Genomic DNA, 24,724 nt, shown 5'->3' with positions numbered 1-24,724 from the left:
TTTGAACAAAATAGAAAATTTAGAATACATAACTTCTTTTTTCCGCTAAAATCTAAAGAAATTTGCTCAATACAAGTCTGTTGGAGAAAAAATGAAAATAGCAAAAAATAAAGTAGTCAGTTTGGCATACCAAGTCCGCACTAAAGACGGTGTGTTAGTTGATGAAGCAACAACTGTTGCGCCACTTGAGTATTTGCAAGGTGCAGGTAACTTATTACAAGATCTCGAAAATGCATTAGAAGGTCGTCAAGTTGGCGATAAATTTGATATCGAAATCATTAACGCTTATGGCGATTTTAATGATGCGCTTGTACAAAACGTTCCACGTGATGTGTTTGTTGGTGTTGATGAACTAGAAGTCGGTATGCGCTTTTTTGCTGATACAGATCAAGGTTCTTTACCTGTAGAAATTACCGCTATTGATGGTGATACTGTAACTGTCGATGGCAATCATATGTTAGCAGGCCAAGATTTACAATTTAACGTTGAAGTTTTAGCAATTCGTGAAGCAACAGAAGAAGAAATTGCACACGGTCATATTCATGGCGCTCACGGACACGATCATGGGCACGGTGGTTGCGGTTGTGGCGGTCATGATCATGATGAAGACGATGAAGATCATGGTTGTTGTGGCGGTGGTCATGGCGGATGTGGCTGTCACTAGTTTTATTGCTAATCGATATTTAAAAGCGCGCTATAGCGCTTTTTCTTTTTTTGCAAAGCTGTGCAAAACGGTTTATTTTTTTGTGAAATAGCTCGAAATCTTTTATTTTTTAGGTTTAGTAAACTAATCATTCATTCATAATTTACTTTTAATTACTAAATAAAAGCACAATGTCCTTAGAATATCCTCAATTAATGCCCCGTGAAAAGCTATTAAAATTTGGTGTTGAAGCATTAAGTGATGCTGAACTATTAGCGCTATTTTTACGAACAGGTACTCGCAATTTACCTGTTTTGGAGTTATCACAAAGCCTATTAAATGATTTTGGTTCTTTATATAATTTAATTAATGCAAGTCACGAAGATTTTTGCCAAAATCATGGCTTAGGTACCGCTAAATATACGCAATTAAAAGCAGTTGTTGAGCTTTCATCTCGTTATTTGAAAGTGAAAATGACGCACGAAAATTCGCTTTCTTCACCGTCTGTAACGCATCACTATTTAGCTAGCCGTTTAGCCAATAAAGATCGTGAAATTTTTATGGTGATTTTTTTAGATAATCAGCATCATGTTATTTCGTCGGAAGAGATGTTTGTTGGCACCTATAATTGTGTAGAAGTCCACCCGCGTGAAGTTGCTAGACGCGCACTACAACATAATGCTGCTGCATTAATTTTAGCGCATAATCACCCTTCTGGCATGGCAGAACCGAGTCAAGCAGATCGCCATCTTACTCAAAAAATAGAAGAGGTTTGCGAATTAGTTGATATTAGAGTTATAGATCATATTGTTATCGGCAAAGGCGAATATGTCTCTTTTGCTGAGCGCGGATGGATTTTGTAGTTGTTTTTACTTACAATGTAGCTTAACCAATTAAACTATATATGAATCTTTTTTATGAACCAACAATTAGAATTACTTGAAACCAAAGTGGCTTTTCAAGAAATCACCATTGAAGAACTCAATCAAATGGTAACCAATTTACAAGCTGATGTAAGTAGGCTGAAAGAACAATTAGCGTTATTATCACAAAAATTACAAGTAACACAGGTATCAAATATTGCTAGCTTATCTGAAGAAACACCACCACCTCATTATTAATAACAGTTATATGCTAACAGTCAGCACTGCTATTTAATGACTTTTTAACAATTGCATTGCCTAGATAATAAAGAATTGATGATTGATTCCGAATTTAAGTAAGCTATCAATTTGTCATTAAAGCTAACAAGAATTAAATTAGACAATAAAAAACCGGCATAAAGCCGGTTTTGATGCACAATGATTTAAAACTATTCAGCTGCTGCTTCTGCTTCTACTGCAGGGCGATCAACTAATTCGATATAAGCCATTGGAGCATTATCTCCATCACGGAAACCACATTTTAAAATACGTACATAACCACCAGGGCGGGTAGCAAAACGTGGACCTAAATCTGAAAATAATTTCTTAACTGTATCTTTATCACGGATACGAGCAAAAGCCAGACGGCGATTAGCTACGCTATCGCTTTTGGCTAGCGTAATTAACGGTTCAACAACACGACGCAACTCTTTTGCTTTAGGCAATGTAGTTTTGATGATTTCATGTTCAACAAGTGAACTAGTCATGTTACGAAACATTGCTTGACGATGGCTGCTATTTCGGTTCAGTTGACGACCACTTTTACGATGGCGCATAACTTTATCCTTCTTATATAAATTTTATTTTAGTCTTCAACAATACTTGCTGGTGGCCAGTTCTCAAGACGCATGCCTAAAGATAAACCACGAGATGCGAGCACGTCCTTAATTTCAGTAAGTGATTTCTTACCAAGATTAGGGGTTTTAAGTAACTCAACTTCAGTACGTTGTACTAAATCACCAATATAATGAACTGCTTCTGCTTTTAAGCAATTAGCAGACCGAACAGTTAATTCCAAATCATCTACTGGACGTAATAGAATTGGATCAAATTCCGGTTTATCTTCTTTCACTTCTGGTTGACGTACATCACGCAAATCAACGAAAGCTTCAAGTTGTTCAGCCAAAATAGTTGATGCACGACGAATAGACTCTTCAGGATCGATAGTACCATTGGTTTCCATATCAATAACAAGTTTATCTAAATCTGTACGTTGTTCCACACGAGCCGCATCAACAGAATATGCAATGCGCTCTACAGGACTATAACATGCATCAACTAACAGACGACCAATTGGTCGCTCTTCATCTTCTGACTTAACGCGAGCAGAAGCAGGGACATAACCACGTCCTCGTTGTACACGAATACGCATACTAATTGAAGCATTGGCATCGGTAAGATGACAAATTACTAAATCAGGATTAACAATCTCAACATCACCATCATGAGTGATATCAGATGCAGTCACTGCACCAATACCTGATTTGTTTAAAGTCAGCATAACATCATCTTTAGTATGCACACGTACTGCTAATTTTTTCAAATTAAGCAAAATATCAAGTACATCTTCTTGAACGCCTTCTTTAGTACTATACTCATGCAGAACACCGTCAATTTCAACTTCGGTTACTGCATATCCCGGCATAGATGATAATAAAATGCGGCGTAGTGCATTACCTAAAGTATGGCCAAATCCACGCTCAAGTGGCTCTAAAGTCACTTTGGCATGTGTTTGACTGTATTGAACAACATCAACTAGGTGAGGTTTTAAAAACTCTGTTACAGAACCCTGCATTATGTCCTCTCTTAAGTGCTAAACTTTACTTAGAGTAAAGTTCGACGATCAAATGTTCGTTGATGTCAGCAGATAAATCTGAACGTTCTGGTAAGCGTTTAAATACACCTTCCATTTTGCTAGCATCAACTTCTAACCATGTTGGTTTTTCACGTTGTTCAGCTAGCTCTAAAGCGGCTTTAATACGTGCTTGTTTTTTTGATTTTTCGCGAACACTAATCACATCTTCTGGTGAAACTTGATAAGATGCAATATTCACAACGCGACCATTAACAAGAACAGCTTTATGACTAACTAATTGACGAGCTTCAGCGCGAGTTGCCCCAAACCCCATGCGATAAACAACATTATCTAAGCGACGCTCTAAAAGACCAAGTAGGTTTTCACCAGTGTTGCCTTTAATTCGCGCTGCGCTTTTGTAGTAATTACGGAATTGACGTTCTAAAATTCCATAAATACGTCTAACTTTTTGTTTTTCACGTAACTGAACACCATAATCTGATAAACGCGGTTTACGCGCACCATGCTGTCCAGGAGCTTGTTCTAATTTACATTTACTGTCAACCGCTCGGACGCCAGATTTAAGGAATAAATCTGTACCTTCACGACGACTTAATTTGAGCTTTGGTCCCAAATATCTTGCCATTTTATTTCTCCAATAATCCTAAACATTCAATGTTTAATAAAAAATTAAACACGACGTTTCTTTGGTGGACGACAACCGTTATGAGGAATCGGAGTAACATCAGTAATGTTAGTGATGCGATAACCCGCCGCATTTAATGCACGAATTGTTGACTCACGACCAGGACCAGGTCCTTTAACCATAACTTCCAGATTCTTAATTCCGTAATCTTTGACAGCTTCAGCACAACGTTCAGCTGCCACTTGAGCTGCAAAAGGTGTTGACTTACGAGAGCCACGGAAACCAGAACCACCAGCGGTTGCCCAACCTAACGCATTACCTTGACGATCGGTAATAGTTACAATTGTATTGTTGAATGATGCATGAATATGAGCTATACCATCAGAAACTTGCTTTTTTACACGTTTACGTGTACGAACAGGTGTCTTTGCCATTTAATTATACCTCAATTATTTCTTGATTGGCTTACGCGGTCCCTTACGGGTACGAGCGTTAGTCTTTGTGCGTTGACCACGGACAGGAAGTCCACGACGGTGACGCATGCCACGATAACAACCAAGGTCTAATAAACGCTTGATACTCATAGTTACTTCACGACGTAAATCACCTTCAACAGTGAATTTAGCGACTTGTTCACGTAACTTTTCAATCTGATCTTCAGATAGTTCTCTGATCTTAACATGTTCAGGAATACCAGCTTCAGCACAAATTGTCTTAGCGCGGGTACTTCCAATACCATAAATCGCTTGTAAAGCAATCACAGCATGTTGTTGATCAGGAATGTTAATGCCTGCTATACGGGCCACTATGCACTCCTTTATTGTTAATGTTTAGTGAATTCACCATACTGAAAAGCCCGTTTTCAGGATACTCAAACAGTGAATCCACAAATAAATCTAGGCTGGCTATTCTAGCCAGCTTTACTATACTTTGGCAAGTAAAATATGCAAAAGCACAACTTTACGGCTAAATAAATTAACCTTGACGTTGTTTGTGTTTACCTTCAACGCAAATAACACGAACGATGCCATTACGTTTAATGATTTTACAATTTCTGCATAATTTCTTGACTGAAGCACGAACTTTCATTTTTTTCTCCGTAACTTCTGGCTAACTTATCGGCCGTAGCCTTTAAGGTTCGCTTTCTTTAACACTGACTCATAACGATTTGGCATCATTAAAGTCTGTACTTGTGCCATAAAATCCATGATTACAACAACAACAATTAATAATGATGTTCCACCAAATTGAACTGGAACTTTCATTGCGCTTGTCATAAACATTGGAACCAAACATACAAAAGTAATGTAGATTGCGCCAATTAGCGTTAAACGAGTCATTACCTTGTCAATATACTTAGATGTTTGTTCACCTGGACGGATACCTGGAATAAATGCACCTGATTTTTTAAGCTGATCTGCTGTTTCTCTTGGATTGAAAACCAATGCCGTATAGAAGAAACAAAAGAAGATAATCGCTGCCGCAAAAAAGATAATGTATAACGGTTGATCATGAGAAAAATATTGGTTTATAAGGACAATAAAATATCTCCATCCCGAACCGTCTCCTTGAAACCAAGAAGCCATCATTGATGGTAACATAGCTATTGTTGAAGCAAATATTGCAGGAATAACCCCAGCCATATTAATCTTTAATGGTAAATGTGTACTTTGTGCAGCATACACACGACGACCTTGTTGTCGTTGCGCATAGTTAACAACAATACGTCGTTGTCCACGTTCAACAAATACAACAAAGTAAGTAACACCCACCACTAAAGCTGCGACCACTAATAATAAAATCGGATGTAATGAACCTGAACGAGCTTGTTCAATTGTTTCATATATAGCATGAGGAAGACTAGCCACAATACCAGCAAAGATAATAATTGAAATTCCATTACCTACGCCTCGCTCTGTGATCTGTTCACCTAGCCACATAAGAAACATAGTACCAGTAACTAAGCTAACCGATGCAATAAAGTAAAAAGAAAATCCTGGATTAATAACAACATCACCATAACCAGGAATGTTTGGTAAACCAGTCGCAATACCAACAGCTTGTACAATCGCTAAAGCTAATGTGCCATAGCGAGTGTATTGACTAATTTTTTTACGACCAGATTCACCTTCTTTCTTTAATTCTGCTAACTTAGGGCTAATTGCCGTTAATAACTGCACAATAATTGATGCAGAAATATAAGGCATTATCCCTAATGCAAAAATTGAAGCACGGCTTAAAGCACCACCAGAAAACATATTGAACATATTTACAATGCCATTTGATGATGCTGCTGCTAGCATGTCTGATAACGCTTTAGTATCAATACCAGGAACGGGAATATAAGAACCAAGACGAAAAACAATAAGCGCTAAAAGCACAAACATTAAGCGTCTTTTAAGCTCACCACTACCGCCTCGTGTACTTTGAAAATCTAATCCTGGTTGCTTTGCCATCTTTCTACTTATTCCTCAATTTTTCCGCCAGCAGCTTCAATTGCAGCTTTAGCACCTTTAGTTACACGAATACCGCGAACTGTTACTGGTTTAGTTACTTCACCAGATAACATGATTTTTGCATATTCAATTTGTGAGTTAATCACATTTGCAACTTTTAAGCTATTTAGGTCAACAATATCGCCTTCAACTTTCATTAAATCAGAAAGACGAACTTGAGCTGTAACTTGAGCTTTACGTGAGGTAAAACCAAATTTTGGTAAACGACGATATAAAGGCATTTGACCACCTTCAAAGCCGCGACGAACGCCACCGCCTGAACGAGATTTTTGACCTTTAATACCACGAGTACCAGTTTTACCTAAACCAGAACCGATTCCTCGGCCTACACGTTTTGGTGCATGCTTTGAACCTTCAGCAGGAGATAAAGTATTTAAACGCATTACTATTACTCCTCTACTTTAACCATGTAATAAACTTGGTTTACCATACCGCGAATCGCAGGAGTATCCTCGCGCTCAACAGTATGACCAATACGACGTAATCCAAGACCAACTAACGTCGCTTTATGCTTCGGTAGACGACCAATAGAACTACGAGTTTGTGTAATTTTAATTGTTTTTGCCATGGCTAATTACCCCAAAATTTCTTCGACGGTTTTACCACGCTTAGCAGCAACCATTTCAGGTGATTTCATATTTTCTAAGCCATCAATTGTTGCACGAACCACATTAATTGGGTTAGTAGAACCATATGCTTTAGCTAGAACGTTACGAACACCTGCAACTTCTAAAACGGCACGCATTGCACCACCGGCGATAATACCAGTACCTTCTGATGCTGGTTGCATATAAACACGAGAACCTGTGTGAGCACCTTTAACTGGATGCTGTAAAGTATCGTTATTTAAAGCAACATTAATCATGTTGCGACGTGCTTTTTCCATTGCTTTTTGAATTGCGGCCGGCACTTCACGTGCTTTACCATATCCAAAACCTACGCGGCCATTACCGTCACCAACAACTGTTAGTGCAGAAAAACTAAAAATACGACCACCTTTTACGGTTTTAGAAACTCGGTTAACTGCGATTAGTTTTTCCTGCAGTTCACCAGCTTGTTTTTCGATGTTTGACATCTTTAACTCCTACCTTAGAACTGTAGGCCAGCTTCGCGAGCAGCATCTGCTAGCGCCTGAACTCGACCATGATATTGGAAACCTGAACGATCAAATGAAACTTCTTTGATATCTTTCGCTAATGCACGTTCAGCAATTGCTTTACCAACCGCTGCTGCTGCATCTTTGTTTCCGGTGTATTTTAAACTTTCACTGATAGCTTTTTCTAATGTAGAAGCTGCTGCCAGTACTTCTGATCCGTTTGGTGCGATAATCTGCGCATAAATATGACGCGGAGTACGGTGAACCACTAAGCGAGTTGCAAGTAGTTCATGCATCTTACGACGCGCTTTAGTTGCACGACGGATACGAGCTGATTTCTTATCCATAGTGTTACCTTACTTTTTCTTAGCTTCTTTAGTACGCACAACTTCATCTGCGTAACGAACACCTTTACCTTTATAAGGCTCAGGACGACGATAAGCACGGATATCAGCAGCTACTTGTCCAATTAACTGTTTATCAGCACTTTTTAGTACGATTTCAGTTTGAGAAGGACATTCAGCTGTTACACCTGCAGGTAATTGATGTTCTATTGGATGAGAATATCCAAGAGATAAACCAATTGTATTACCTTTTACTTGTGCACGATAACCGACACCAACTAGCTGAAGTTTTTTAGTAAAACCTTCAGTAACACCAATAACCATTGCATTAATCAACGCACGAGCAGTACCTGCTTGAGCCCAAGCATCGGCAAAACCATCACGAGGAGCAAATTTAATTTGACCTTCTTCTTGATTAATAACAACAGCGTTATTTATTGTGCGAGATAACTCGCCATTTTTACCTTTAATCGTAATTACCTGACCATTGAGTTTTACCTCTACGCCAGCAGGAACAACGACAGGTGCTTTTGCAACACGAGACATTTTTTTCTCCCTTACGCTACGTAGCAGATAATTTCACCACCAAGACCTGCTTGGCGTGCTGCACGATCAGTCATAACACCTTTAGAAGTAGAAACAACCGCGATACCTAGTCCAGCCATTACTTTTGGCAATTCGTCTTTACGTTTATAAATACGTAGACCTGGACGGCTAACACGTTTGATGCTTTCTACAACAGCTTTACCTTGGAAATATTTTAAAGTAATTTCCAATTCTGGCTTAGTGTCACCAACAACTTTATAGTCCCCAATATAACCTTCTTCTTTTAGCACATTGGCAATTGCCACTTTTAGCTTAGAGGAAGGCATGGTGACTGCAACTTTATTCGCAGATTGACCGTTACGAATACGAGTCAACATATCTGCAATAGGATCTTGCATGCTCATCTATAACACTCCCCTGATTACCAACTTGCCTTTTTAAGACCAGGAATCTCACCACGCATGGCTGATTCACGAACCTTAATACGGCTTAAACCAAACTTACGAAGGACGCCATGAGGACGACCAGTTTGACGACAACGACGACGTTGACGTGATGGACTAGAATCACGAGGAAGCGTTTGCAATTTAAGCACTGCATTCCAACGATCTTCATCTGATGCATTAAGATCAGAGATAATCGCTTTTAATTCTTGACGCTTTGCAAAATATTTTTCTGCTAGCTTTACGCGTTTCTTATCGCGTTCAATCATTGATTGTTTAGCCATTATGCCCTACCTTACTTACGAAATGGGAAGTTAAAGGCAGATAATAAAGCTCGGCCTTCTTCATCTGATTGTGCAGTTGTTGTGATAGTGATATCTAAACCACGAACACGATCAACTTTATCATAATCTATTTCAGGGAAAACGATTTGCTCACGAACACCCATGCTATAGTTACCACGACCATCAAAAGATTTTGCGCTTAAACCACGAAAATCTCGAGTACGAGGAAGAGCAATATAAACTAGACGTTCAAAAAATTCCCACATACGTTCGCCACGTAAAGTGACTTTACAACCAATAGGATACCCTTGACGGATTTTAAAACCAGCAACTGATTTGCGTGCTTTTGTGACAAGTGGTTTTTGACCACTGATTGCAGCTAAATCTGCAACAGCATTATCTAATAATTTCTTATCAGTAATTGCTTCACCCACACCCATATTCAAGGTGATCTTTTCGATCCGAGGGACTTGCATGACAGATTTGTAGCCAAACTGTTCTTGCAGTTTATTTACTACCTGTGCTTTGTAGTAATCATGCAGTTTCGCCATCGTACACTCCAAATTACTTAATTGATTAATTCATTAGTAGACTTATAAAAACGGACTTTTTTACCGTTCTCAAAACGAAAGCCTACGCGATCTGCTTTGCCTGTAGCTGGATTAAAAATTGCCACATTAGAAACGTTAATAGCTGCTTCTTTTTCAACAATTCCACCTTCTTGATTTAATGCAGGTACTGGTTTTTGATGTTTTTTCACCAAATTAATACCTTCAACAATCACTTTACCAGTAGACAAAACGCTTTTTACTTTACCGCGTTTACCTTTATCTTTACCAGTTAACACGATAACTTCATCTTCTCGACGGATTTTCGCTGCCATTACCCGCTCCTTACAGTACTTCTGGTGCTAATGAAATGATCTTCATAAACTTCTCAGAACGAAGTTCACGAGTGACCGGTCCAAAAATACGCGTACCAATCGGTTGCTCACTGTTATTGTTTAAAATAACACAAGCGTTACGATCGAAACGAATGACAGATCCATCAGGGCGACGAACACCTTTTCTAGTGCGCACAACAACAGCTTTAAGTACATCACCTTTTTTAACTTTACCACGAGGAATTGCTTCTTTAATGGTAACTTTGATGATATCACCAACCGCTGCATAACGACGGTGTGATCCACCGAGAACTTTGATACACATTACACTGCGTGCGCCAGAGTTATCGGCAACATCTAGCCTTGTCTGTTCTTGGATCATTTTAATGCTCCGTATAAATAAATTATTGTCTAATCTACCTTCATCCACCTCAACTACCATGGATAAGAATAGACAACCAAAAACCCACTTATTATGTGAGGGCGGATAGTATAACACCACTCAAATAAAATGGATAGCATAAAATAAACGGCTAATAAGCCGTTTATTATATTATGTACAGTTTTTAATCAAAAAAGATTAGATAACTGCTTTTTCGACAATTCGAACAAGAGTCCAAGATTTGGTTTTTGATAATGGACGACACTCTTTAATTTCTACAGTATCACCAATACCACACTCGTTGTTTTCATCATGTACATGCAATTTAGTCGTACGTTTAATGAACTTACCATATAACGGATGCTTCACTTTACGTTCAATAGCAACAGTAATAGATTTATCCATCTTGTCGCTAATAACACGACCTTGCTGAGTACGAATTTTTACTTCAGTAGTCATATTACGCACCCGCCTTCTCAGTTAATAACGTTTTAACACGTGCAATATTACGACGCACTTGTTTTAACATATGAGTCTGTGTCAACTGACCTCCAGCTAATTGCATACGTAAGTTAAATTGCTCACGTAATAAATTAAGAAGTTCAGTATTTAACTCTTCAACGCTTTTTTCGCGTAGCTCTTTTGCTTTCATTTACATCACCGTCTTAATCACAAAGGTGGTTTTAATTGGCAGTTTTGCAGCTGCCAACGCAAATGCTTCACGAGCAACTTCTTCCGGTACACCGTCCATTTCATAAAGGACTTTACCTGGTTGAATCTGTGCAACCCAGTATTCAACGTTACCCTTACCTTTACCCATACGCACTGCAAGCGGTTTTTCGGTAATTGGTTTATCAGGGAAAACTCGAATCCAGATTTTACCTTGACGCTTAACTGCACGAGTCATTGCACGACGTGCCGCTTCGATCTGGCGCGCAGTCAAACGACCACGACCCACAGCCTTAAGACCGAATGTACCGAAACTAACGTCAGTACTTACAGCAAGACCACGATTGCGGCCCTTGTGCACTTTACGGAATTTTGTACGCTTTGGTTGTAACATCAGCGACGCTCCTTATTGTTTTCGGCCTTTGCGCTGCTTTTTCGGTTGAGCAGCAGGTTGTTTTTCTGCTTGTTCAACGGCAGCCATACCACCAAGGATCTCACCTTTGAAGATCCACACTTTAACACCAATAATACCGTAGGTAGTTAATGCTTCAGACAAACCATAGTCGATATCAGCTCGTAATGTATGTAAAGGTACACGTCCTTCACGATACCATTCGCTACGAGCAATTTCAGCACCGCCTAAACGACCGCTTACTTCAACTTTGATACCTTTAGCACCTGCCTTCATTGCATTTTGAACCGCACGTTTCATAGCACGACGGAACATAACGCGGCGTTCTAACTGAGAAGTGATACTATCAGCAACTAATTTAGCATCTAGTTCTGGTTTACGAACTTCAGCAATATTAATTTGTACTGCAACATCACGTTTTTCTCTTTTGTCTTTATATTTATTGACAATAGAAGCTACGGCATTACGTAATTTTTCAACGTCCTCGCCTTTTTTACCAATCACAATACCCGGACGAGCAGTATGAATAGTAATGCGAACGTTAGTTTCTGCTGAACGGTCGATCACAATTTTAGAGATTGACGCTTGAGCTAATTCTTTATTTAAGAATTCACGCACTCTAAAATCACTTTCTAAATTATCAGCGAATGTCTTTGTACCCGAATACCATGTAGATGTCCAAGGCTTGACAATGCCTAATCGGATACCATTTGGATTTACTTTTTGACCCATTGCTATTCTCCAGCCTAGCGATCTGAGACGATCACGGTGATGTGACTCGTACGCTTCAAAATTCGATCTGCACGACCTTTCGCACGAGGCATAATACGCTTCATGGTTGGGCCTTCGTCTACGAAAATTTTCGCAACTTTTAGATCATCAATATCAGCACCATCGTTATGCTCTGCATTAGCAATAGCAGACTCTAATACTTTTTTAACAAGTACAGCCGCTTTTTTATTGGTGTATGTTAAAATATCAAGTGCCTGAGACACATTTTTACCGCGAACAAGATCTGCAACTAAGCGAACTTTCTGTGCAGAAGAACGAGCGTGGCGGTACTTTGCAATTGTTTCCATCTCTTTCTCCTACTTATTTCTTCTTAGCTTTCTTATCCGCAGCGTGGCCGCGATAAGTACGAGTCGGCGCGAATTCACCCAATTTATGTCCAACCATTTCGTCGGAAACATAAACTGGAACGTGCTGACGACCATTATGGACAGCGATGGTCAATCCGATCATGTTAGGAAAGATCGTTGAACGACGGGACCAAGTACGAATTGGTTTCTTGTCCCCGCTTTCCACCGCTTTCTCTACCTTCTTCAGCAAGTGTAGGTCAATAAAAGGACCCTTCTTGAGAGAACGTGGCATAGCTAATCCTCTATATTAATTATTTCTTATTGCGACGGCGAACAATGTACTTATCAGTACGTTTGTTGCTACGCGTTTTCAATCCTTTGGCTTTTTGACCCCATGGAGACACAGGATGTTTACCAAAGTTACGACCTTCACCACCACCATGTGGATGGTCTACCGGGTTCATTGCTGTACCACGAACAGTAGGACGAATACCACGCCAACGCGACGCACCCGCTTTACCTAATACGCGAAGCATATGCTCTGAATTACCTACTTCACCGATAGTAGCTCGGCAATCAGATAATACTTTACGCATTTCACCTGAACGCAAACGTAATGTTACATATGCACCATCACGAGCAACGATTTGAACATAACTACCAGCAGAGCGAGCAAGTTGTCCGCCTTTACCTGGTTTCATTTCAATATTATGTACGGTAGAACCGACTGGAATATTACGCATTGGTAAACAGTTACCTGTTTTAATCGATGCGTCAACACCAGATTGGATCTGATCACCTGCTTTTAAGCCTTTAGGCGCTAAAATATAACGACGTTCACCGTCTTTATATAAAACCAATGCAATATTTGCACTACGGTTTGGATCATATTCCAAACGTTCAACAACTGCTGGAATACCATCTTTATTACGCTTAAAATCGACAATACGATAATGTTGTTTATGACCACCACCAATATGACGGGTAGTGATACGACCATTATTATTGCGACCACCAGTTTTGCTTTTTGAATCAAGCAACGGTGCATAAGGCTTACCTTTATGCAACTCTGGGTTAACCACTTTAACAACGTGGCGACGACCCGGAGATGTAGGTTTACACTTAACAACTGCCATTGTTCTTACTCCTCCGAATTACTCAGCGACGCCAGCAAGGTCTAAATTTTGACCTTCTGCTAAAGTAACGTAAGCTTTTTTCCAGTCGCTACGGCGACCGATTTGTTGACCACGACGTTTTACTTTGCCTTTAACAACAAGAGTATTAACGTCATCTACTTTAACTTCAAATAGTTGTTCAACTGCGGCTTTAATCTCTCTCTTAGTAGCATCTTTAGCAACTTTCAATACTAATGTATTTGTTTTTTCCATTGAAATAGATGCTTTTTCAGAAACATGTGGTGCTCGCAGGACTTTAAGCAGACGCTCTTCACGAATCATGCTAACATCTCCTCTACTTGTTTAACAGCATCAACAGTGATAACTACTTTGTCAAATGCAATCAAACTAACTGGATCAATACCTGCTACATCACGCACATCAACTTTATGTAAGTTGCGTGCTGCTAAGAAAAGATTTTCATCAACTTCAGAAGCGATAATAAGAACATCATTAAGGTTCATATCATTTAATTTCTGAGTTAATAATTTAGTCTTAGGTGCTTCAACAGTAAATGTTTCAACAACAATTAAACGTTCTTGACGCACTAATTCAGAGAAAATACTCTTTAATGCACCACGATACATTTTACGGTTAACTTTTTGGCTATGATCTTGTGGTTTTGCTGCAAATGTTACACCACCACTACGCCAAATTGGGCTCTTAATAGAACCTGAACGAGCACGACCTGTGCCTTTTTGACGCCATGGTTTTTTGCCTGAACCAGCGATTTCTGCACGAGTTTTTTGTGCACGAGAGCCCTGACGAGCAGCAGATGCATAAGCAACAACCACTTGATGAACTAACGCTTCATTAAACTCACGTCCGAAGGTAGTTTCGGAAACAGAAAGCGCTTTCGCGTCTTTTACTACTAATTCCATCTCTATCTCCTCGACGTTAAGCCTTGATTGCCGGTTTAACAATTACGTCACTATTGATTGCGCCAGGAACTGCACCTTTAATTAATAAAAGATTACGTTCAGCATCAACACGTACAATATCTAAGTTTTGAACAGTTACACGTTCATTACCTAGGTGACCTGCCATTTTACGACCTTTAAACACTTTACCCGGAGTTTGGTTTTGACCGATAGAGCCATGACCACGGTGTGCCAAAGAGTTACCATGAGTCGCATCTTGAGTACGGAAATTCCAGCGTTTAGTCACGCCAGCAAAACCTTTACCTTTAGATGTCCCAGTAACATCAACTTTTTTAACGTCAGTAAAAATATCAACGTTAATACTTTGACCTACAGTAAATTCGCCTTCTTCAAAACGGAATTCCCATAGACCACGACCAGCTTCAACGCCAGCCTTAGCGAAATGACCTGCTTCAGGTTTGTTTACACGGCTTGCTTTTTTGCTGCCAGTAGTAACCTGAATGGCTTGATAACCGTCATTCTCAAGTGTTTTAACTTGAGTAACTCGGTTGCTTTGAACTTCAACTACGGTGACAGGAATTGAAACACCATCTTCAGTGAAGATTCGTGTCATTCCTACTTTACGACCGATTAAACCAATCATTGTTTCGACCTCTCAATCATTCAGCTTAGGATTAACCTAAACTGATCTGCACATCAACACCGGCAGCAAGGTCTAGACGCATTAAAGCATCAACTGTTTTTTCAGTTGGCTCAACGATATCAACTAGACGCTTATGAGTACGAATCTCATATTGATCACGCGCATCTTTATTGACGTGCGGAGAAATCAATACAGTGAAACGTTCTTTGCGTGTCGGTAATGGAATAGGACCACGAACCTGCGCACCAGTGCGCTTCGCAGTTTCTACAATTTCAGCAGTTGATTGATCAATCAAACGATGATCAAACGCTTTTAACCGAATACGGATTCTTTGGTTCGACATGAGACCAGAGCTCCATTATTTAAAAGTTATAACAAAAGATTACTCCTCTTGCCCTGTTTCGATTGACAGGAGAGTGTAATCCGTTCTTTTTCGTAACCCCCAGATCGGAGGTATTGTTGACATAATTAACTGTTTTTAATTTAGTAATTATATCTTCTGCTTTATTTGCTTATTCAAAAACAATAAGCAAAGTGTTACTAATTATACGGCATTAGTAAACTAATGCAAGCAGTAATTAACAAATTGATTTCTTATAATACAAAGTACACTATCATATTAATGGTATTAAATTTTAAACGTCTAATACCAAATTTTTATGATTAATTATTTTGGTCACCTTAATTATCAATGACAATGGTAGATTAATGATCTTCTTTGGCATGATTAAGACTGTATCTTGGAATTTCGACTTCTAGATCTTCGTTAGCAACGCGTGCTTGGCAACTTAAACGGCTATGAGGTTCAACACCCCACGCTTTGTCTAACATGTCATCTTCTTGCTCGTCACTTTCTTCAAGTGAATCGAATCCTTTACGAACAATACAATGACATGTAGAACACGCACACGACATTTCGCAAGCATGTTCTATCTCAATATCATTACGCAGAGCAACATCTAAAATAGATTCGCCTTCTTGTGCTTCGACAGTTTTTCCTTCTGGACAAAGATCGGCGTTTGGTAAAAAGGTAATTTTCGGCATAATAATCTCGTTATTTAAATCTCGTCAACTTTATGACCTGTTAAGGCGTAACGAATTGACCTATCCATACGCTTAGCTGCAAAATTTTGTGTCACATCATCAACAATTTTAATTTGTTTTTCAATCAGTTGGCTATCATCTAACTCGCTCGCTGCTTGTAATTGATGCTTAGCAACTAAAATTTGGTTAAGTTCTTTTTCATTCAATAAATCGGCATCTTTATCTAAAGCGGTTTGTAAACTTTCAAGTACTCTGGCGGCTTCAACTTTTTGTTCGGCAAGCATTCTTGCTTGTTTATCCTGTTGCGCATGATTGATTGAATCTTGAATCATAGTTGCTATTTCTTTATCGCTCAATCCATAAGATGGTTTAACTTGAATTGATGTTTCAACACCAGTTGATTTTTCCATTGCCGTTACGCTTAGCAATCCATCAGCATCCACTTGGAAAGTGACACGAATATGTGCTGCACCAGCAGGCATAGCAGGGATTCCGCGTAAAATAAATTTAGCCAATGAGCGGCAGTCACTAACACTTTCACGCTCACCTTGAAGCACATGAATCATCATGGCTGTTTGACCATCTTTAAAAGTAGTAAATTCTTGAGCTCTTGCACATGGAATTGTGCTATTCCTTGGAATAATTTTTTCAACTAATTCCCCCATAGTTTCTATTCCTAGGGATAATGGAATTACATCAAGTAATAACATATCAGAATCAGGCTTATTTCCTACAAGAATATCAGCTTGAATAGCCGCACCAATTGCAACAACTTTGTCTGGATCAATAGAGGTTAACGGATTAGTTTTAAAATAATTACCCACTAATTCTCGTACTAAAGGTACACGAGTAGAACCTCCAACCATCACAACTTCAACTATTTCATCGGCATTAATATCAGCATCTTTTAAAGCACGACGACAAACAGCCAAAGTGCGTTTAACTAATGGCTCAATTAGGTGTTGAAATTGCTGACGAGTAATAACCAACGACTGATTCTCAAGAGAAAAGAGCGCAGAATCTTGCTGACTTAGTAAAATTTTTATTTCAGTAGCTTGATTACTAATTTCTTGATTAAGATAAGGATCTATATTATTAATCAATCCCAACTCACTTTTTATATAATCAGCAAGCAACCTATCAAAATCGTCACCACCAAGTGCTGAATCACCACCTGTTGATAGAACTTCAAATACGCCTTGATGTAAACGCAAAATAGAGATATCAAATGTTCCACCGCCTAAATCGTAAACAGCAATAACACCTTCTTTTCCTGAGTCTAAACCATACGCAATAGCCGCAGCAGTTGGCTCGTTTAATAACCGAAGAACATGCAAACCAGCTAATTTTGCGGCATCTTTTGTTGCTTGCCGTTGTGCATCATCAAAATAGGCAGGAACAGTAATAACAGCGCCATCTATCTCACCTTGCAAGCTCTGCTTTGCCCGCTCAGCTAAAGCATTCAAAATTTCGGAGGAAACTTGTATTGGATTGACCTGACCATTAGGTAAATTTAACAAAGGTACGTTATTTTCAGTTTGTGAAAAAGTATATGGAAAGTGAGATAAATCTATATCAGGTAAACTTCTCCCCATTAATCGCTTAATAGAGCTAACGGTATTTTGTGGATCATTAACTGCATTGCTTTTAGCTTTTTTTCCAACTGTGATAACAGGGTTCTCATCATGATCAACACCATAATGGACAACTGATGGTAACAACGAATTACCTTCTAAATCAGGCAATACTTCTGATTGACCACTACGCACTGTTGCGACTAATGAATTGGTGGTACCAAGATCAATTCCTACAGCGATGCGACGCTGATGTGGCAGTGGAGTTTGTCCAGGTTCACTGATTTGTAATAATACCATTTAATCTATCTCTATCAATACGTTACTTATCTTAAATTATAAATCAAATTGCTTTTCTTGTAACTTTTCGATTTGTTCGATCAATCTAGTTAGGTAACGGATTTTATAAATTTGATTAAGTGCAATTTGCCAATTTTGCTTTGAGATGAATTGTAATAGTTCATTATATACTGTTTTTTGACGTTCAATAATTTCTTCATGAAAACTATCTAATGCTTCAAAATTAGCTTGGCTTTCAATATCGTCAAGCTGTTCACGGAGAGCAAATTGTTCCATTAAGAAATCAGTATCATGAATAATATTTTGCTCAGTTACTACATCAAAACCTTTCAAAGATAAAAAATACTCAGCCGCTTTGATTGGATTTTTTAATGTATGATAACCATCATTTATAGTTGCTGATTTTTGGATAATTGACACTTTATCACTATCAGCTACAGTAGCAAAATTATCTGGATGATACTGCCGTTGCAATTGCTGATAATGAGCGGTCAACTGTGTGACATCTACTGGTAACTGAACTGGTAAACCCAACAATTCAAAATAATTAACCATAACTATTTTGTCCAATTACACATTAAAACTTTCACCACAACCGCATTGATTATGCACATTGGGATTATTAAATTTGAAACCTTCATTTAACCCTTCTTTGACAAAATCAAGTTCAGTACCATCAATATAAACTAAACTTTTTTTATCAACGATGACTTTAACATCTTTGTCTTCAAATACGCTATCATCATCATTAATCACATCAGCAAACTCTAAAACATAAGCCATACCTGAACAACCTGATGTTTTAACACCTAATCTGAGCCCAACACCTTTTCCACGATTGGCTAAAAAAGCCTGAATACGATCGGCTGCACTGTTTGTTAACGTAATTGTCATTAACGCTGTCCTTTTTTGTTTTTATAATCATCTATTGCTGCTTTAATTGCATCTTCAGCTAAAATTGAACAGTGAATTTTAACTGGTGGTAAAGCAAGTTCATTTGCAATATCGGTATTTTTAATCGCCTCTGCTTCGTCTAATGTTTTACCTTTTATCCATTCTGTAACCAAAGAGCTTGATGCAATTGCACTACCACAACCATAGGTTTTAAACTTAGCGTCTTCAATAATACCACTATCATTGACTTTAATTTGCAAACGCATTACATCACCACACGCTGGTGCACCAACCATACCACTGCCCACATTAGGATCATTTTGATCAAAAGAACCAACATTACGTGGGTTTTCATAATGATCAACAACCTTTTCACTATACGCCATAATTTACTCCTAATTTTAATGTGCTGACCATTTAATTTTTGTCAAATCAACGCCATCTTTAAACATTTCCCAAAGCGGGGATAAATCTCTGAGTTTACCAATTGATTGTTTAACTAACTTAATAACATAATCAATTTCTTCTTCGGTTGAAAAGCGACCAATCGAAAAACGGATTGAACTATGAGCAAGCTCATCATTAAGTCCTAATGCTCTCAAAACATAAGAAGGCTCTAAACTAGCAGATGTACAAGCCGAACCTGATGAAACAGCTAAATCTTTCAAAGCCATCATCAAAGATTCACCTTCAATATAAGCAAAACTAACATTTAAGATATTTGGCACACTGTGCTCTAAAGAACCATTAAGATAAACTTCTTCGATATCTTTTAAACCATTCCATAAACGATTCTTAAGCGACAACAAACGTGGCATTTCAGTTGCCATTACCTCTTTAGCGATATGATATGCTTCCCCCATACCAACAATTTGATGTACAGGTAAAGTGCCAGAACGCATACCCCGCTCATGTCCACCACCATGCATTTGAGCTTCAATACGAACACGAGGTTTACGCCTTACATAAAGTCCACCAATTCCTTTAGGACCATAAATCTTATGCCCCGAAAACGACATCAGATCGACTTTTAATTTTGTTAAATCAATTGGTAATTTACCCACACTTTGCGTTGCATCAACGTGAAAAACAATGCCTCTTTCGCGGCACATCTCACCAATTTTTTCAATGTCTTGTATTACACCCGTTTCATTATTGACATGCATAATTGATACAACGGTTGTATCACTACGCATAGCTGCTGCAAGTTTATCAAGATCAAGGATCCCATCGGATTCTGGCGTTAAATAAGTCACTTCATAACCTTCTCGCTCAAGTTGACGACAAGTATCAAGCACAGCTTTATGCTCAGTTTTACAAGTAATAATATGTTTACCTTTGGCTTGATTAAAATGTGCAGCACCTTTAATAGCTAAGTTATCCGCTTCGGTAGCCCCTGATGTAAAAACGATTTCGCGTGAATCAGCACCAATCAAATCAGCGATTTGGTTTCGAGCAATGTCAACCGCCTCTTCTGCCTGCCAACCAAACTTATGGGAACGAGATGCTGGATTGCCAAAAATACCATCAGGAGTTAAATACTGCATCATTTTTTCGGCAACGGTAGGATCTACAGGCGTAGTGGCTGCATAATCCATATAAATAGGTAGTTTCATTAAATACTCCCAATTACAAATTCTGTATTTTATTAATTAATTTGGACGTGCTGTATATTACTTTGTCGATTAGCTACGGCTTTAACTTCTTGATTGTTAACCAACTCACTTAGAGTAATACTTGTCAAGAAATGATCAATACGCTCACTTAAGTCATTCCAAAGAGTATGAGTTAAACATCTAACACCACCTTGGCACCCATCTTTCCCATGGCACTTTGTCGCATGCACTGTTTCATCAACGGCTTTAACAATAGCACTAATAGCAATTTGATCCATACTACGGCTAAGAATATAACCACCGCCAGGGCCTCTAACACTTTGCACTAAACCATTTTTGCGTAACCGAGCAAATAATTGCTCAAGATAAGAAAGCGAGATTTCTTGACGTTCTGAAATATCGGCAAGAGATACTGGCCCAGAATCAGCATGCAATGCGACATCAAGCATTGCTGTCACCGCATACCGTCCTTTTGATGTCAATTTCATTAATCATTCCCCTATATCTAACAACGTTTATTGTATATATCCTCTTAGTTTAGTCAAGTATTTAGTTGAGTATTTTAGTAGGAATTAAATCGTAGTTCATGATCGACGAACTATAGCATAATATGCTAATCTAAGAAGCTAAATTCATATGGGAGTTAAAGGATGAAACTAGTATTACGTTGTTTTTTGATAACATGCCTACTGTTCACAAGTAGCACTTATGCAGATAATTCTCAAAAAAGGCTACGAGAATATTACCAAAAATGGCTTAATTCTTATCAAACACTTAATTTTGAGGAACAGCAAACCCTACTTTCTGCCATAAAAGATTATCCATTATATCCTTATGCTGCTGTGCAATTTTTTCAAAACAATATAAAGATCATTTCACCCCAAATAATTAGTGATTTTGTTAACCAGTATAGTGATTTTCCACTAACTGCTTCATTAAGCCAATCTTACTTAACAGAATTAAGTAATCGTCAAGATTGGAATTCAATTGTCTCTTTTCCAAAAGACAACTCGATACTTTCTAATTGTCGCTATCAGTACGCGTTACTACAACAAGAAAATAACGATACTGCCTTTAGTGCAATTGAATCTCTTTGGATGACTGGCAAAGAGCTCCCTTCTGCCTGCGATCCATTACTTGACGCCTGGGCTCAAGCAGGCAAAAAAACGACTAATTTAATATTATTGCGTATTGAACTGGCTATTGAAGAAAGTAATTTAAAGTTAGCTAAACATTTAGCAAACTTACTTGATGGGAACTATAAAACAACAAAAATTAATTTACTGGCTGTATTAGATAACCCTAGAAAATTAGAAGATTTTTCAAAAAATATTAAAGCTAATACTTTCACTAAAAAAATTGTCTTAGCATCATTTCCTCGCTTAGCAAAAGCAGACATAAACTTAGCTGCAACATTATTACCAAAACTAGTAAAACAGCAGGCCTTAAATGAAGCAGAGCAAATTATGTTACAAAAGAGTTTGGCTAGTCGCTACTTTAATGATTCGGCGACCAGTGAACAAATAAAATGGCGTGATAGCTATATAGCAAAATATCATGATACAGCATTAGTTGAAAAACGCATTCGCCTTGCGATAGATGCTTATAACTTTACGGACATAGCTTACTGGATAGCACAATTATCACCCGAAGATAAATTAAAAGAAGAGTGGCAATACTGGCAAGCTAGAGTACTACTAAATAATAATAAAGAAAATGAAGCTAACAGCATTTTAAAAAAACTCACAACTAAACGTGGATTTTATGGCATGATAAGTGCACAGACACTTAACCAGTCTTATTCAATCAATAATCAATCCAAAAAAATCACACAATCAGACATATCAACATTAAAAAGCAAATATGATAACCAACCCTATGTAAAAAGAATTAACGAATTACGTTATTTTGGCATGACATCAGAATCAAAACAAGAATGGCGATATGTCTTAAATAATCAAGGAAATAAAGATGAATATTTATCATTAGCCCAATATGCCTTACAAAGAGGATGGGGAGATCTTAGTATTCAAGCAACTATTACTGGCAAGCTTTGGAATAACTGGACAGAACGTTTACCAATTATGTACAAAGATTTATATAATAGTGCATTAAAAGACAAAGCCATTACGCTATCTTATGCTTTAGCTATTTCTCGTCAAGAAAGTGCGCTTGATACTACCGCTAAATCACCTGTAGGAGCTCGAGGATTAATGCAATTAATGCCTGCTACAGCCAAAGAAACAGCTAAAAAAGTTAATTCAGTCTCTTATGTTTCATCAACACAATTATTTGACCCTCAAACCAATATACAGTTAGGCACTTCGTATCTAAACTCGGTTTATCAACAAAATAATAATAACCGCATATTATCTTCAGCAGCTTACAATGCTGGCCCAAATAATGTTAAACGCTGGCTAAAAAAGAGTAATGGAAAACTTGATGCAGCAGCATTTATTGATAGTATACCATTTACTGAAACACGTAATTACGTCAAAAACGTATTGGTATATGATTATATTTATCAAGTAATCTTAGGGCAAAAAAATGTCAATTTTCTTAGTTCAAATGAATTTAATAAACAATATTAGGTGATTATAATGAAAACTAACGAATGGCAACAAACCGTTAAAATATTACACCAAGCGTTTAATGACGGTTATGCACTTGATATATTAAAATTATTAATGACCGCTGATGAGCGCGATGCATTAATCACCCGACTTAAAATTGTACATTCACTACTTGATGGTTCAATCAATCAACGCCAACTTAAAGAACAACTTAAAATTGGTATTGCAACAGTAACTAGAGGATCTAATAGTCTTAAAGAAGTAACACCTGAATTCAAAAAGTGGTTAGAAAGTATTTTATTAAAATCAGATAATTAAACAAAATAAGTCAATATCTATCAACATATTAGAATATTTCGTTATAACTATAAATTTGATTGGATATTGACGTCACTTTCGGCCACAACCGGCACGCAATAATCACATTCCATATGTTTAATATCCTTAACAGATTCAATACTTTCATCATGAAGGTTTTTATGAATTTCAATTATGCAACTAGAGTAACGCAAACGTACTTTTAATGCAGGCATAGCCGCTAAATGTACTCGAGAAATAAAATCACTAAACTCATCGGGTGAACCAATATATTTAAAGCAAAGATATAAGCCTCCTTCACTAACAAACTCCTCAATATGTTCAAGATTATTATTATGATCTAAAGCAATTGTATAAAATAGCTCTTGTTCATTAGTATTATCTTTGCTTTTCAATATACGACTAAAAGCATAAATCTTGTCTGGTAGATTTCCACATTTATTATTACAGCGTGATATATAATTATAAAAAAATTCAGTTCTTAGCTTATTTTCTTCATCTAATAATTGGCTCAAATTACAATTATTCTTAAAGGTAATACCCCAAAAAGTTCGTTTGGGCATATTAACAAATATTGGTTCAGGTAATGAAAGCTTATTTTTATTTAGTTCAATAGCCGGTGTTAGTCCTGCGGGATCCCAAAATTCACCTCGCCTATAACTTGCGGGTGTTTCATTAAATTGTTTTTTAAAAGATCGGGTAAAAGTTTGTTGAGAATCAAAACGATATTGCATCGCAATATCTAAAATAGGCTTACTAGTCATACGCAGCGCAAGTGCTGCATAGGTCAAGCGACGATGCCGAATATAAGTTCCAAGTACCTGACCTGTTACCTCTTTAAACATACGTTGTAAATGCCATTTTGAATAACCTGATTTTTGTGCAACATGATCGATAGATAACGGTTGCTCCAAATTTTTTTCAATCCAAACGATAAGATCTGAAATAATACTAACTTGATTCATAAAACCTCATCATAATATCAAATGGCAAATATCAATCGATTATGACTCAATCCTAGCAATAAGCAAGGCTTAAATAAAAT

General features: G+C 37.8%; 41 protein-coding genes. 5 read left to right on the top strand and 36 right to left on the bottom strand.

Annotation, left to right across the window (positions count from 1 at the left end; genetic code table 11):
- Window positions 1-91 precede the first annotated feature (91 nt).
- The 3 genes from slyD to GQ590_RS05895 all read left to right on the top strand — a co-directional run bounded on the left by slyD (window position 92) and on the right by GQ590_RS05895 (window position 1,764).
- The gene (slyD, locus tag GQ590_RS05905) at window positions 92-664 is read left to right on the top strand and encodes a peptidylprolyl isomerase (protein ID WP_160405703.1); all 573 of its coding nucleotides are present in this window, start codon (window positions 92-94) and stop codon (window positions 662-664) included.
- A 170-nt stretch (window positions 665-834) separates the two neighbouring features.
- A complete protein-coding gene (gene radC / locus GQ590_RS05900) occupies window positions 835-1,506 on the top strand; it encodes a DNA repair protein RadC (RefSeq protein WP_202112896.1) in 672 nt (223 codons plus the stop codon).
- A gap of 54 nt (window positions 1,507-1,560) precedes the next feature.
- Window positions 1,561-1,764 (top strand): SlyX family protein, encoded by a 204-nt coding sequence (locus tag GQ590_RS05895; protein ID WP_160405702.1) that lies wholly within the window; start codon window positions 1,561-1,563, stop codon window positions 1,762-1,764.
- Between the two features lie 191 nt (window positions 1,765-1,955).
- Here GQ590_RS05895 and rplQ read toward each other — a convergent pair whose 3' ends face one another.
- The 35 genes from rplQ to iscR all read right to left on the bottom strand — a co-directional run bounded on the left by rplQ (window position 1,956) and on the right by iscR (window position 21,276).
- Window positions 1,956-2,342 carry a 50S ribosomal protein L17 gene (rplQ, locus tag GQ590_RS05890; protein WP_034884211.1) on the bottom strand — a complete coding sequence of 129 codons (387 nt, stop codon included), beginning with the start codon at window positions 2,340-2,342 and terminating at the stop codon, window positions 1,956-1,958.
- A 29-nt stretch (window positions 2,343-2,371) separates the two neighbouring features.
- Window positions 2,372-3,361 carry a DNA-directed RNA polymerase subunit alpha gene (rpoA, locus tag GQ590_RS05885; protein ID WP_034911133.1) on the bottom strand — a complete coding sequence of 330 codons (990 nt, stop codon included), beginning with the start codon at window positions 3,359-3,361 and terminating at the stop codon, window positions 2,372-2,374.
- Window positions 3,362-3,386: 25 nt separating this feature from the next.
- Window positions 3,387-4,007: a 30S ribosomal protein S4 gene (gene rpsD / locus GQ590_RS05880; protein ID WP_065567150.1), complete on the bottom strand. Its 621-nt coding sequence runs from the start codon at window positions 4,005-4,007 to the stop codon at window positions 3,387-3,389.
- Between the two features lie 44 nt (window positions 4,008-4,051).
- A complete protein-coding gene (gene rpsK, locus GQ590_RS05875) occupies window positions 4,052-4,441 on the bottom strand; it encodes a 30S ribosomal protein S11 (RefSeq protein WP_025314405.1) in 390 nt (129 codons plus the stop codon).
- Between the two features lie 15 nt (window positions 4,442-4,456).
- Window positions 4,457-4,813, bottom strand: coding sequence for a 30S ribosomal protein S13 (gene rpsM, locus GQ590_RS05870; RefSeq protein ID WP_065586686.1), 357 nt, complete (start codon window positions 4,811-4,813; stop codon window positions 4,457-4,459).
- A gap of 169 nt (window positions 4,814-4,982) precedes the next feature.
- Entirely contained in the window at window positions 4,983-5,096 is a 114-nt protein-coding gene (gene rpmJ / locus GQ590_RS05865; RefSeq protein WP_025314403.1) for a 50S ribosomal protein L36, read from the bottom strand.
- A 26-nt stretch (window positions 5,097-5,122) separates the two neighbouring features.
- Window positions 5,123-6,463: a preprotein translocase subunit SecY gene (secY, locus tag GQ590_RS05860; RefSeq protein WP_160405701.1), complete on the bottom strand. Its 1,341-nt coding sequence runs from the start codon at window positions 6,461-6,463 to the stop codon at window positions 5,123-5,125.
- 8 nt (window positions 6,464-6,471) lie between these two features.
- Window positions 6,472-6,906, bottom strand: a complete 435-nt coding sequence (rplO, locus tag GQ590_RS05855) for a 50S ribosomal protein L15 (protein WP_039127711.1) — start codon at window positions 6,904-6,906, stop codon at window positions 6,472-6,474.
- A gap of 5 nt (window positions 6,907-6,911) precedes the next feature.
- Window positions 6,912-7,091: a 50S ribosomal protein L30 gene (gene rpmD, locus GQ590_RS05850; RefSeq protein WP_025314400.1), complete on the bottom strand. Its 180-nt coding sequence runs from the start codon at window positions 7,089-7,091 to the stop codon at window positions 6,912-6,914.
- Window positions 7,092-7,097: 6 nt separating this feature from the next.
- Complete coding sequence (gene rpsE / locus GQ590_RS05845) at window positions 7,098-7,598, bottom strand: 30S ribosomal protein S5 (protein ID WP_025314399.1); 501 nt, start codon at window positions 7,596-7,598, stop codon at window positions 7,098-7,100.
- Between the two features lie 14 nt (window positions 7,599-7,612).
- Window positions 7,613-7,966, bottom strand: a complete 354-nt coding sequence (rplR, locus tag GQ590_RS05840; protein WP_025314398.1) for a 50S ribosomal protein L18 — start codon at window positions 7,964-7,966, stop codon at window positions 7,613-7,615.
- 9 nt (window positions 7,967-7,975) lie between these two features.
- The gene (gene rplF, locus GQ590_RS05835) at window positions 7,976-8,509 is read right to left on the bottom strand and encodes a 50S ribosomal protein L6 (RefSeq protein ID WP_065635363.1); all 534 of its coding nucleotides are present in this window, start codon (window positions 8,507-8,509) and stop codon (window positions 7,976-7,978) included.
- A gap of 11 nt (window positions 8,510-8,520) precedes the next feature.
- The gene (rpsH, locus tag GQ590_RS05830; RefSeq protein ID WP_065567155.1) at window positions 8,521-8,913 is read right to left on the bottom strand and encodes a 30S ribosomal protein S8; all 393 of its coding nucleotides are present in this window, start codon (window positions 8,911-8,913) and stop codon (window positions 8,521-8,523) included.
- Between the two features lie 17 nt (window positions 8,914-8,930).
- Complete coding sequence (rpsN, locus tag GQ590_RS05825) at window positions 8,931-9,236, bottom strand: 30S ribosomal protein S14 (RefSeq protein ID WP_025314395.1); 306 nt, start codon at window positions 9,234-9,236, stop codon at window positions 8,931-8,933.
- Window positions 9,237-9,247: 11 nt separating this feature from the next.
- Window positions 9,248-9,787: a 50S ribosomal protein L5 gene (gene rplE, locus GQ590_RS05820; RefSeq protein WP_025314394.1), complete on the bottom strand. Its 540-nt coding sequence runs from the start codon at window positions 9,785-9,787 to the stop codon at window positions 9,248-9,250.
- Between the two features lie 17 nt (window positions 9,788-9,804).
- The gene (gene rplX / locus GQ590_RS05815) at window positions 9,805-10,119 is read right to left on the bottom strand and encodes a 50S ribosomal protein L24 (RefSeq protein WP_160405700.1); all 315 of its coding nucleotides are present in this window, start codon (window positions 10,117-10,119) and stop codon (window positions 9,805-9,807) included.
- Between the two features lie 10 nt (window positions 10,120-10,129).
- The gene (gene rplN, locus GQ590_RS05810) at window positions 10,130-10,501 is read right to left on the bottom strand and encodes a 50S ribosomal protein L14 (RefSeq protein ID WP_025314392.1); all 372 of its coding nucleotides are present in this window, start codon (window positions 10,499-10,501) and stop codon (window positions 10,130-10,132) included.
- 198 nt (window positions 10,502-10,699) lie between these two features.
- Window positions 10,700-10,960 (bottom strand): 30S ribosomal protein S17, encoded by a 261-nt coding sequence (gene rpsQ / locus GQ590_RS05805; protein ID WP_034911151.1) that lies wholly within the window; start codon window positions 10,958-10,960, stop codon window positions 10,700-10,702.
- A 1-nt stretch (window position 10,961) separates the two neighbouring features.
- Window positions 10,962-11,153 carry a 50S ribosomal protein L29 gene (rpmC, locus tag GQ590_RS05800; RefSeq protein ID WP_034902373.1) on the bottom strand — a complete coding sequence of 64 codons (192 nt, stop codon included), beginning with the start codon at window positions 11,151-11,153 and terminating at the stop codon, window positions 10,962-10,964.
- Complete coding sequence (gene rplP / locus GQ590_RS05795) at window positions 11,154-11,564, bottom strand: 50S ribosomal protein L16 (protein ID WP_034911153.1); 411 nt, start codon at window positions 11,562-11,564, stop codon at window positions 11,154-11,156. It lies immediately after the preceding gene.
- Window positions 11,565-11,576: 12 nt separating this feature from the next.
- A complete protein-coding gene (gene rpsC / locus GQ590_RS05790) occupies window positions 11,577-12,314 on the bottom strand; it encodes a 30S ribosomal protein S3 (RefSeq protein ID WP_025314388.1) in 738 nt (245 codons plus the stop codon).
- A gap of 14 nt (window positions 12,315-12,328) precedes the next feature.
- Window positions 12,329-12,661 carry a 50S ribosomal protein L22 gene (rplV, locus tag GQ590_RS05785; protein WP_034947997.1) on the bottom strand — a complete coding sequence of 111 codons (333 nt, stop codon included), beginning with the start codon at window positions 12,659-12,661 and terminating at the stop codon, window positions 12,329-12,331.
- A 13-nt stretch (window positions 12,662-12,674) separates the two neighbouring features.
- Entirely contained in the window at window positions 12,675-12,953 is a 279-nt protein-coding gene (gene rpsS / locus GQ590_RS05780) for a 30S ribosomal protein S19 (RefSeq protein ID WP_024496505.1), read from the bottom strand.
- Between the two features lie 19 nt (window positions 12,954-12,972).
- Window positions 12,973-13,797 (bottom strand): 50S ribosomal protein L2, encoded by an 825-nt coding sequence (gene rplB, locus GQ590_RS05775; protein ID WP_160401459.1) that lies wholly within the window; start codon window positions 13,795-13,797, stop codon window positions 12,973-12,975.
- Between the two features lie 18 nt (window positions 13,798-13,815).
- Window positions 13,816-14,118, bottom strand: a complete 303-nt coding sequence (gene rplW, locus GQ590_RS05770; RefSeq protein ID WP_034885052.1) for a 50S ribosomal protein L23 — start codon at window positions 14,116-14,118, stop codon at window positions 13,816-13,818.
- Complete coding sequence (gene rplD, locus GQ590_RS05765) at window positions 14,115-14,717, bottom strand: 50S ribosomal protein L4 (RefSeq protein ID WP_160401461.1); 603 nt, start codon at window positions 14,715-14,717, stop codon at window positions 14,115-14,117. Before rplD ends, rplW begins: the two co-directional genes overlap by 4 nt.
- A 16-nt stretch (window positions 14,718-14,733) precedes the next feature.
- Window positions 14,734-15,360: a 50S ribosomal protein L3 gene (gene rplC, locus GQ590_RS05760; protein WP_160405699.1), complete on the bottom strand. Its 627-nt coding sequence runs from the start codon at window positions 15,358-15,360 to the stop codon at window positions 14,734-14,736.
- 31 nt (window positions 15,361-15,391) lie between these two features.
- Window positions 15,392-15,703 (bottom strand): 30S ribosomal protein S10, encoded by a 312-nt coding sequence (rpsJ, locus tag GQ590_RS05755; RefSeq protein ID WP_006120582.1) that lies wholly within the window; start codon window positions 15,701-15,703, stop codon window positions 15,392-15,394.
- A 362-nt stretch (window positions 15,704-16,065) separates the two neighbouring features.
- On the bottom strand, window positions 16,066-16,404 hold the full coding sequence (gene fdx / locus GQ590_RS05750) for an ISC system 2Fe-2S type ferredoxin (RefSeq protein ID WP_160405698.1): 339 nt from the start codon (window positions 16,402-16,404) through the stop codon (window positions 16,066-16,068).
- 14 nt (window positions 16,405-16,418) lie between these two features.
- On the bottom strand, window positions 16,419-18,278 hold the full coding sequence (gene hscA / locus GQ590_RS05745) for a Fe-S protein assembly chaperone HscA (RefSeq protein ID WP_160405697.1): 1,860 nt from the start codon (window positions 18,276-18,278) through the stop codon (window positions 16,419-16,421).
- Between the two features lie 36 nt (window positions 18,279-18,314).
- Window positions 18,315-18,833, bottom strand: coding sequence for a Fe-S protein assembly co-chaperone HscB (gene hscB / locus GQ590_RS05740; protein WP_160405696.1), 519 nt, complete (start codon window positions 18,831-18,833; stop codon window positions 18,315-18,317).
- 15 nt (window positions 18,834-18,848) lie between these two features.
- Window positions 18,849-19,172: an iron-sulfur cluster assembly protein IscA gene (gene iscA, locus GQ590_RS05735; protein ID WP_160405695.1), complete on the bottom strand. Its 324-nt coding sequence runs from the start codon at window positions 19,170-19,172 to the stop codon at window positions 18,849-18,851.
- Window positions 19,172-19,558 carry a Fe-S cluster assembly scaffold IscU gene (iscU, locus tag GQ590_RS05730; RefSeq protein ID WP_160405694.1) on the bottom strand — a complete coding sequence of 129 codons (387 nt, stop codon included), beginning with the start codon at window positions 19,556-19,558 and terminating at the stop codon, window positions 19,172-19,174. Before iscU ends, iscA begins: the two co-directional genes overlap by 1 nt.
- Window positions 19,559-19,573: 15 nt before the next feature.
- Entirely contained in the window at window positions 19,574-20,788 is a 1,215-nt protein-coding gene (locus GQ590_RS05725) for an IscS subfamily cysteine desulfurase (protein WP_160405693.1), read from the bottom strand.
- A gap of 32 nt (window positions 20,789-20,820) precedes the next feature.
- A complete protein-coding gene (iscR, locus tag GQ590_RS05720) occupies window positions 20,821-21,276 on the bottom strand; it encodes a Fe-S cluster assembly transcriptional regulator IscR (protein WP_160405692.1) in 456 nt (151 codons plus the stop codon).
- 162 nt (window positions 21,277-21,438) lie between these two features.
- On the opposite strand from iscR, the gene sltY reads away from it, so the two are divergent.
- Together sltY and trpR are read left to right on the top strand one after the other, a co-directional pair.
- Window positions 21,439-23,379: a murein transglycosylase gene (gene sltY / locus GQ590_RS05715; protein WP_160405691.1), complete on the top strand. Its 1,941-nt coding sequence runs from the start codon at window positions 21,439-21,441 to the stop codon at window positions 23,377-23,379.
- Between the two features lie 9 nt (window positions 23,380-23,388).
- Window positions 23,389-23,679, top strand: a complete 291-nt coding sequence (gene trpR / locus GQ590_RS05710; protein WP_160405690.1) for a trp operon repressor — start codon at window positions 23,389-23,391, stop codon at window positions 23,677-23,679.
- A gap of 47 nt (window positions 23,680-23,726) precedes the next feature.
- Here the strand turns inward: trpR and robA are convergent, their stop codons facing one another.
- Window positions 23,727-24,644 (bottom strand): MDR efflux pump AcrAB transcriptional activator RobA, encoded by a 918-nt coding sequence (gene robA, locus GQ590_RS05705; RefSeq protein WP_160405689.1) that lies wholly within the window; start codon window positions 24,642-24,644, stop codon window positions 23,727-23,729.
- Between the last annotated feature and the right edge of the window lie 80 nt (window positions 24,645-24,724).

The organism is Gilliamella sp. Lep-s35 (assembly GCF_009795845.1).
GTDB lineage: Bacteria > Pseudomonadota > Gammaproteobacteria > Enterobacterales > Orbaceae > Gilliamella.
This window is presented reverse-complemented; position numbering and strand designations above follow the sequence as displayed.